This window comes from Nonomuraea sp. B19D2, from assembly GCF_040137845.1.
In the GTDB taxonomy this organism is placed as follows: Bacteria; Actinomycetota; Actinomycetes; order Streptosporangiales; family Streptosporangiaceae; genus Nonomuraea.
The window spans coordinates 179,445-188,056 of sequence record NZ_JBEFAK010000019.1; the positions used below are offsets into that span (position 1 = coordinate 179,445).

The window sequence follows — 8,612 nt, forward strand, 5'->3', positions numbered from 1 at the left end:
GCCCCCTTTCAGCTCATGATCCGGTAGATGGCGGGGAAGCAGACGAGCACCAGGAAGCCGAAGATCGACACACCGATCGCGATGGGCATTTCGCTGGTGCGGCTGTTGGCCTGGGCGCGGGCGTCGGCCAATGCGGCGGTGCGCATGGACTGGGCCTTGGCCAGCAGTGTGGACATCACCCGGGTGCCTTCAGAGCCAGCGTCTTCGGCGATGTCGGCCAGTTCGGTCAGCTGGGATATGCCGACCCGTTCGCCGAGCATGCCAAGGCCGCGCCAGGGCTGCTCGCCGGCGCGTTTGGCTTGCTGGAGTACTTGGGCGATCTGGCCGAATACCCATCCTGTGCAGATATCCACAGGAGCCTGTAGCGCCTGGGGAGGACCGGCGCCCGCGGCGCGTTCCAGGGTCACCATGTCGAGATACGTCGCTAGGGCGGCGCGGAACTCGCGACGGCGCTCATGAGCCTGGCGGCGGGTGCTGACGTCGGGGATCAGTGCGAACAGTGCGGCGAGCAGCACGGCGGCGCCGGCCGGGACAGCCCACGGGAGAGGGAGTCCGGCAACCGCGCACAGCAGGCTGAGAGGCACCGGAAACAGCAACCCGATCAGCAGAAAGCTGATGCGTTGAAGGGTGAAGCGTTCGACGCTGATACCTAGTAGCGCCAGGTCGTTGCGCGGGATCGGCAACCGGGCCAGCCGTCGTCTGAGCCAGTCACCGCGCGCCGGGGCGGGACGTCCATCGAGGCGGGCGAGCGTGACATCCAGTCGAGGTGGGCCGGGCATCAGCTCGTGCATCACGATCAGCAGGCCGAGAGTGATCAGTGCTCCGGCGGCCATGGCGAGCGCGCTCATCATGTCTTTCCTGGGTCATTGAGGAAGCGATGGCCGGGAGCGGCGGCCCCCAGTCGATGCAGCCAGGCCAGCGTGGCGGCGTAGAACAGCGTCACGATGGCCAAGACGACCTGCCCGACCGGTGTGCCGTAGGGAGCGACGTACGACTTCTGGAAGACGGCCAGAGCGCTGAAGAGGGCGAGGATGGCGATGATCCAGCGCACGGTGGTGCGGTGTTCGGCGCGAGCGGCCTCTACTTCCCTTCGGTCTGAGACGTCTTTGGCAACGAGTTCGGCGAGTTGCTGAAGTACGGCGCTGGCGCCCTTACCGCGACGGCGCGCGACCAGGATGAGCGCGGCGGCAATACGGTCTCCAATGGGATCGTCCAGTTCGTCAGCGAACAGGCGTAGCGCTTCCTCGGTCGGCATCCTGGTGACACGAAGGCGGCGAGCCAGCGCGGTCACTGGAGCGGCGATGGCCGGTGGGACGTTGCGGACCGCGCTGTGCTCCAGGGCTTGTTCCAACGCCCGGCCGGCGACGAGCAGGTCTGCCAGCCGGCGGGTCCACAGCTCCAGAGCTTCCAGCTTGCGAATGCGCTCGGTGGCAGCACGGCCGGTCATGACCTTGGGCAGCGTAAACACGGCTGCCCCTGTCGCGACGGCGGCAACTGGCCAGCGAGTGAACATGTACACCGCGACGGACACGCCAAGAGACAAGGTGATCAGCCGATAGTGGGCCAGAAACGCCTTCCTCATCCCCACCCAGCGCGCAGGAGGACGTACAGGCTGGTCCTCAGAGGGGGGACGTAGGCGGGAGATGACCGTCAGCGCACCGCCCAAGATCATGGCGGTGCCGATCGCGCCCAGCAGCGCAGTGGTGTTCACCGCGTCTCCCACCGCGCAGTGAACGGATCAAGCAGAGCAGGATCGAAATCGACCGTTCTGAGCTGAGGCAGGCACTGCGGGGTGATGTCAGGGATGGCGCGGCCGCCTGGACCAGTGGGCCGGTAGACGTGGTTCCGGCTTGGCAGCTCGCTGTCGGCCGGGGGCAGCACCTCGAGTACCTCGGAGACGAACCGGGTGTTCGTTGTCGGGTCTCGGCGCAGGTGGACGACGAGGTCGATGGTCTCCCCGGTGTTGAGGTGGATGACAGCCGGCGGGGTTTGGGCGCCGACGCCGCGCGTCCACAGCATGACGATCCGGTTGAAGATCTCCTCGGTGCCGTCTGCGTGGATGGTGCACATGGATCCGGGATGGCCGGTGTTCATGGCTTCGAACATCGGCACGATCTCATCCGCCCGTACCTCGCCCACGATGATCCGCTTGATGTTCTTGCGGAGCGAGTGTGGGATCAGGTCGTTCAGCCCGATGGCCCCAGCACCCTCGGAGTTGGCCTGCCGTGCTTGGAAGGCGATCACGTTCTGATGGCGATGAGGGAGTCGATCGAGGAAGAGCTCGTAGTCCGACTCCACCGTGGCCAGCCGTTCGGCCGGGTCGATCACCGAAGCGAGGGCGCGCAGCAACGTCGTCTTGCCCGCCGCAGTGCCGCCGGTGATGACGATGTTCAGCCTGGCCAGAACGGCAGCGCGTAGGAACGCGTACAGACTGCGGTTGATGGTGCCGAGCCTGAGCAGGTCCTCCAAGGTGACGTCGACAAGCCGATGGCAGCGGATGCTGGCGCACGGGCGGCGAGTGACCGCCATGGTGGCGCTCAGCCGCACGCCCACGCCCTCGTCGCCGTCGCCGTCGCCTGGCCGCAGCGCGGTGTTGAGCAGCGGGCTGGCGGCTGAGAACTCGCGCGGGTTGTAGCTCTTGTGCAGAGCCCACATCTGGATCATCTTGATCAAGTCATCGTCGCTGCCGGCCGCAGCCGGTCCGCGGGTGCAGGTGCCGTCGTTGTAAGTGATCCACACCTGGTCACAGCCGTTGAGGTCGATGCTCTCCACGCGGGGATCTTTCAGGTACGGCGTCAGCACGCCCAGCTCGAAGCGCTCATCGATCACGGCGTCGACAAGGCGACGCTGCATGGTGAAGCTGACCGGAGCGCCTGCGGCGACTTGATCCTGCGCCCAGCGCTGAACCCGTGCCTGGATCACCTGGCGCGCCTCGTCGCGGTCCTCAGTGTCCTTGAGGTCCTCTGCGACCGCAGCCGTGACGGCGAGAACTGCGTCGCGAAACGCCCGATCGTCGTCCTGGGGCGCCTGCTTCGGGGGGATGACCGGTGCCGTCGACGGCGGCCATGAGTTGCTCATGAGACTGCCACCTCCTTGGACAGGCGGCTTCTCATGGCGGAGCCCAGTTGGCGCGTGCCGCGCATCAATGCGGACCGATGAAACGACCTCTTGGCCCGGATGCCGTCGGACAGAACTGCGGCGGATTTCGGGTCGTTGGGTATCCACGCCAGCACGGGCAGGCCGAAGAGCGCTTTACTGATCTCCTTGAGGGTGTACGGACCGTTGCCGACCGCGCAGAGGCCGACTGCGACATCGCTACCGACCTGATGGCCCAGTGCGTCCAAGCGGGGGCGTGCCTGAGAGACATGCCGCAGCGTCGGGTGTACCAGCATCACTACCAGATCACAGGCTGCGATCAGGCTCATCGGGGTGTCGTACCGGCCGATCTGACCCATATCGAGCACCACGTCCGCCGTGCCTTGCGCTGCTTTGAGAAGCCCCGCGACGGTGTCCCAGGCGCCTTCGAGTTGCACCAGATGGCGGGGATCCCGAAGCCCCGGAAGCAGCAGCCAGTTACGCGCCTCCTGGTCAAGCGCGATGACGTGCTGCCACAAGATGGCCGGGTCCGGGTCATGCGCGGCGGCCAGCGCCAATTCCAGCAAGCCGCAGTCGCGCTCCTCCATGCTTCCTGCCAGGAAGCCCCGCAGGACGGCACCGCCCTGGGGATCGCACTCGGCCAGCAGCGCTCGCCCTTCCCACGCGTAGGTCAGAGCCAAGGCGGTTGTGGTGACTCCGGGAGATCCGCCGGGACTCATCAGCGCGTACATCGCCATTCATGGTCTCCTCGGGTTGAGCGCCAGGGCGACCTGGCCATCGGCGGCCAGTGCGGCCAGCCTGGGGCCGTCGCTCTTGTTCACCAGCACGTCCACCACCATGAGGCCGTCGTTGTCCGGCCCCTTGGCCTGGTCCACCACGGCCTCGATACCGTCCGCCGGCTTCTTGCCGTCGGGGACCCCCTGCCCCTCCGGCTGTAGGACGACGAAGATGCGATCCCCGGGCCGCAACCCGCGAGCCGGAAGTCGACTTGGCTTGACCGCGACCGGAATGAGCTGCTGATCTCCCATGGGCGTTACCTGGTGGGTGACCATCCGGGGCTGTACGAGCATGCCGGGCATCAAGTCCACGGCCGCACGCATGCCGATCACTCGACGCAGGTCCTCACCCCGTACTGTCGCGACGTTCTGGTCCGCCCCCACCATGGCGGTGGACACGTTCTCAGCGGTTATGGGTTGTCCGAGCGCCACATCGCGAGTCACCACCAAGACCGGCTCGCGATGGCTCATCTGATTCACCGTGTGAAAGACCAGTGCCGCTCCCCCGGCCACTACGAGCGCGCCCAGCACCAGTGCGCTGCGACTACGCTGACGCGGCTGCCGTAGAAGTTTGGGCACCTGAGCCGACGGCACCTCACCGTTGGACTGGCCCCGCTCGGCGGGCTCCACCTTGCGAACCATTCATCCACCCCTTCCAACCAGCGCTGGAGCCTCCCCGATGCGCAGAGGGAACGTCGTCGATGTGGTGATCGGTGCGACTGGACCGCCAGCCCCACCCGACCCGGTCCAACTGGCTGACCAGACCATCGACACCTTCACCTGGTACCGCGAGCCCGGCAGCCCCGCGCTGGACTGGGTGAAGACGTGAGTGCAGTCGATGTTCTGGTCGTCCGGGGATTTCGCTTGGTCGTACGGCACGCCAGGACCCGGGCACGTGAGCGTCGCCTGGCCCGCACCTGGTTGGATGCTCAGCTTGGTCGGGGTGGCGGTGACCTCAGCCCAGACCGGCCCGGCGGTGACTTTCTTGCTGATCGCGTGCCACTGGCTGGGCTCGGCCCAGAAGAACTGCCGAAGGCCGACGTATCCGTTCTTGCCCCGCGGCGGAGCCGTGACGATCTTGGGCGTCGGCGGTGCGAGCCGCCGCAGAGCCTGCTGCATCAGCATCTCAGGGGTAACCGCCGGAGCGCCTGGCTCCCCAGGAACGACGGCGTTGAAGATGTTCCGCTGACCGTCCGGCCCCGTGTCACACTGAACGTAGCTGATCTGCTCTGGCCCGGCGATGCTGTGGCAGTCGCTCAGGGCACCGCCCCCACTTGCTCTGGCGTTTCCAGCCGGGCCACCCGGCTCAGCCTCGCGATGGATGCCGTAGGTGACCCAGTTCCCGCCCATACGGGCGGCTCCGTTGTCATCGGTTGTAAGGCCGGCCAGCAGGGAGAGCAGCGAGCTCAGCGTGACGGCGACTTGCATGTCGTCCCCTTCATGGTCAGCCCCGTCAGTCGCCACCGCCCGTCTGAGGAACGTTCCAACGCGGCTGTGACAGTCGTGGTGGTCTTGGCATCCGCAGTCTCGGGAATGAGCTGGTGCGTACGGCGATCAGCCATTGCAGCCCGCGACATGTCCAAGCAGTCGGTGACTTCGGCGTACTTGCCGCCGACACGGACTTCCTTGATGCGAGGGACGGCTTGGCCGTACGGCTCACGCCCTTGCTTGACCATTTCTCGGACACCGTCGACCAAGTGATCTAGGTATCCACCCTTCGCGTACGGTTTCAGGAGCTCGCGTGCCTTCTCAGGCGACGATCTGCCGGCCTCGGCAAGGACCGACCAATAGGCCGAGTAGGTTTCCACGATCGCGTCGTGTGGCTTGGTTGGCGATGGTTTGGGAGTCGATGCGGCAGTCGTCATGCGTGACGGCAGGCTTGGCGAAGTAGCCGCCTGGCACCCTGCGATCGCCATCGGCGCGAGCAGGAGCGCTATGGCATGACCGCGAAACACCACAACTGTTCGCATCTTGACTCCAAGCAATTACTCGAACGCGAAGAGTAGCGTAGGGTTCAGCAAAGCCATCATCAAGGCCGCGAGCAGCACATTCTCAGGAAGGTGATCGGCCCTCACTCCTCCAGAGGAGGGATTTGAGCAGATCTGCTCAAGATTGGGCTGTTCTATGGCTGAAGTGACGGTTTTAGGCGAAGAGATGGGCCTGCGCGAAAGCCCACAGAGGAACGACAATCAAAGACAGCGAGGGCACATATCGTGTCTGCGGACATTCCCAAGGTGATGACCATGGACTGGCCGGCACGCATTCGGGTCGAGCGTCAGGCGCGTGACTGGGACGTGCACAGCATGGCCCGACGTCTCCGGGAGGCCGCCGGAGACGAACCCCTCCCCGATCACGACTCGCTCGTCCGCTACATCCGCCGCTGGGAGTCAGGCAAGGTCGCCACGATGACCGAGCGCTACAGGCTGCTGTACGGCCGGATCTTCTCGCGTGATGTGAGAATGCTGTTCGACCCTAGTGAGAACAATCAGGAAAGAGACCCTTCGCAGGAAGGGGAAGACCCCACGAACCGACGCGACGCACTCAAACTGGGCCTGGCCGCCACGCTCGGTCAGGTGCTGGGTGAGGCTGCCGACGAGGCGTTGGAGTTCACCCGCCGCGCGAACACCTCTGCCGTCGGCCGCGGCACCCTGGACCACCTTCACACCGCGGTCTGTGACATCACGGGCAGCTACGCACGACGTCCTCCCGCGGACCTGTTCCCCGTAGCTCGACTGTATCGGCGCAGGGTGGACCAGCTCATCGCAGGCCCTCACACCCTGAAAGAGCAGCGGGAGCTGTTCGTTTACGCCGGGTGGCTGTCGGAGACCCTCGCCTGGCTCGCCCACGACCTCGGCGACCCCTTGACTGGTGAGGCGTACGCCATCGACTGCTTCGAGCACGCGGACCAGGCCGGACACGACGAGCTGTGCGCCTGGGCAGCCGACGCGATGGCCTCCATCGCGCTGCACGCCAACCAGCCTGCTCGGGCCGTCTCGGCCGCGCTGCGCGGCCTCGGCCGCGTTCCCGCCGGTCACCCCTTGGCGGTACGTCTGCACGCCCAGGCATCCCGCGGCCATGCCCGGCTCGGCAACCGCGACGACTTCCAGGACAGTTACCAACAGGCCAACGATCTGTGGAACGCCCTACCGGCCCGCACTCCGGCTCGGCCGGACGGCACCGATACCGGACCGCTGGCCACCTACGCGATGACCACGTACACTGCCTCGTCCTATCTCTGGCTCGGCGACTACGAACAGGCACGCCACCATGCTGAGCGCGCGGTCCGGTCCCACGAGATGACACCGGCCGGTCAGCGCTCACTCAGCCGCGAAGCGATTGCCCACCTGGACCTGGGCATCGCGCGGGCACATCTCGGGGCTCTCGATGAGGCGATTGCCTGTGGCCTGCGTGCACTGGGATCGCCTCGGATCGTCGCCTCTGTATATGCTCGGGCGGCCGACCTGGACGCCGTCCTTGTTGCGAAATATCCAGGAAGCAGCCAGGCGGCAGAGTTTCACGCAACCCTCGCAGCGACGCGGGTAGGGACGACATCATGAGCGAGACCGACGCCACCCCCGCCGCGCGGGAACTTCGCATCCGTAAGCCGTACTTCGATCTCATCGCCTCAGGGATCAAGACTGTGGAGGTGCGGGTCGCGTACGCCAGCATGCGCAAGATCCAGCCCGGCCAGAATCTCGACTTCGTATGCGGGGAAGAGCGGCTGCCGACGCGGATCGTCCGCGTATCGCGGTACACCTCCTTCGAGGAGATGCTGGAGCAGGAGGACCCGATCGCGATCGGCGGCGACCTCGGCAAGAACCCCCAGGAATTACTGGCGGTCATCCGAAGCATCTACCCCCCGGAGAAGGAGCGCCTTGGCGTGCTTGCCATCGGCGTGGAGAAGGTCATCCCGTAGAGCCGCGCCTTCCGCTGAGGACAGATCCAGGTCAGGCCGTGTCCGTGTGTGTCCGGCATTGCCATCGTGCCCGCTCTCAGCCCAGCGGCTTTGCTGGACGAGATGCTTTCACCACTGCGCGAACCCACACCTTTCGTCGCTCCCACGCCGAGCGAGCTCCATGCAACGCCCCATCTGCCGACAACCGGCACCAATCTGCATGTGCGCTTTCACGCATGCCAACGGAACACGTCAGGGCTCTTGGCCCGGTCTGCTGGCCTCCACCCTCAGAGGAACGTCAGCGCACCAAACGACGGTTGTGCCTCTGCCGGCAAGCGACCCACCTGGGACATGCGGTGAACAGCATGTACTCGGAGATCGGCAAACGGGTGACGATCGCGGACGCCTTCCACAGCCATGTCCAGACCCGCGCCTACAAGGACCAGCTCATCGGGCGGGAGGGTGTGATCGTGGCGGTGCTGCGCAACGGAAAGGTCGCCTTGGTTGAGCTGGACGACGACGGATCGCATTTCCCCGCCGGTGTCCGACGCTGGTCCTTCTGCTGGGACGACCTTCACATAGAGACCAAGACGAACGCCCATCAGCGGCGTGCCGTCGAGTACCGAGCAGGCTTCACCTGGAAGGGGCGCCAGGCCGTTCAGCATGCGGTGCCGCCGGAGAAGACGATCGCCCTCTGTGGACAGACCACCCGTCCGTTTGAGGTGCCCCGAACCTTCCGGACCCGGACCCAAGTAGGGTCAGAGGCAGTCCGGGAAGGAAGCACGTGGCGAAGAAGCCGAGAATATATCCACCAGAGTTGCGGGCCGAAGTCGTGCGGGCCGTCG

Annotated in this window: 10 protein-coding genes; 3 read left to right on the forward strand and 7 right to left on the reverse strand. The window is 65.8% G+C overall.

What is annotated here, in order from left to right:
- Window positions 1–8: 8 nt before the first annotated feature.
- From ABN273_RS31655 to ABN273_RS31685, 7 genes are read right to left on the reverse strand one after another with little or no spacing between them, the layout of a single operon-like run.
- On the reverse strand, window positions 9–851 hold the full coding sequence (locus tag ABN273_RS31655; RefSeq protein ID WP_349452723.1) for a hypothetical protein: 843 nt from the start codon (window positions 849–851) through the stop codon (window positions 9–11).
- Window positions 848–1,711, reverse strand: a complete 864-nt coding sequence (locus ABN273_RS31660; RefSeq protein WP_349452724.1) for a type II secretion system F family protein — start codon at window positions 1,709–1,711, stop codon at window positions 848–850. Before ABN273_RS31660 ends, ABN273_RS31655 begins: the two co-directional genes overlap by 4 nt.
- Window positions 1,708–3,078 (reverse strand): TadA family conjugal transfer-associated ATPase, encoded by a 1,371-nt coding sequence (locus ABN273_RS31665; RefSeq protein ID WP_349452725.1) that lies wholly within the window; start codon window positions 3,076–3,078, stop codon window positions 1,708–1,710. Before ABN273_RS31665 ends, ABN273_RS31660 begins: the two co-directional genes overlap by 4 nt.
- Window positions 3,075–3,833, reverse strand: a complete 759-nt coding sequence (locus tag ABN273_RS31670) for a CpaE/TadZ family protein (protein WP_349452726.1) — start codon at window positions 3,831–3,833, stop codon at window positions 3,075–3,077. Before ABN273_RS31670 ends, ABN273_RS31665 begins: the two co-directional genes overlap by 4 nt.
- Entirely contained in the window at window positions 3,834–4,514 is a 681-nt protein-coding gene (locus ABN273_RS31675) for an SAF domain-containing protein (RefSeq protein WP_349452727.1), read from the reverse strand.
- Window positions 4,515–5,300 carry a hypothetical protein gene (locus ABN273_RS31680; protein WP_349452728.1) on the reverse strand — a complete coding sequence of 262 codons (786 nt, stop codon included), beginning with the start codon at window positions 5,298–5,300 and terminating at the stop codon, window positions 4,515–4,517.
- Window positions 5,279–5,842, reverse strand: a complete 564-nt coding sequence (locus tag ABN273_RS31685) for a hypothetical protein (RefSeq protein ID WP_349452729.1) — start codon at window positions 5,840–5,842, stop codon at window positions 5,279–5,281. The genes ABN273_RS31680 and ABN273_RS31685 overlap by 22 nt, the downstream gene beginning before the upstream one ends.
- 273 nt (window positions 5,843–6,115) lie before the next feature.
- Here ABN273_RS31685 and ABN273_RS31690 point away from each other — a divergent pair, with 273 nt between their 5' ends.
- From ABN273_RS31690 to ABN273_RS31700, 3 genes are all read left to right on the forward strand, one after another.
- Window positions 6,116–7,429, forward strand: coding sequence for an NsdA family TPR-like regulatory protein (locus ABN273_RS31690; protein WP_349452730.1), 1,314 nt, complete (start codon window positions 6,116–6,118; stop codon window positions 7,427–7,429).
- Complete coding sequence (locus ABN273_RS31695) at window positions 7,426–7,788, forward strand: ASCH domain-containing protein (protein WP_349452731.1); 363 nt, start codon at window positions 7,426–7,428, stop codon at window positions 7,786–7,788. Before ABN273_RS31690 ends, ABN273_RS31695 begins: the two co-directional genes overlap by 4 nt.
- 335 nt (window positions 7,789–8,123) lie before the next feature.
- Window positions 8,124–8,612, forward strand: a 489-nt coding sequence (locus tag ABN273_RS31700) for a hypothetical protein (RefSeq protein WP_349452732.1), incomplete at its 3' end; no start/stop codon positions are given.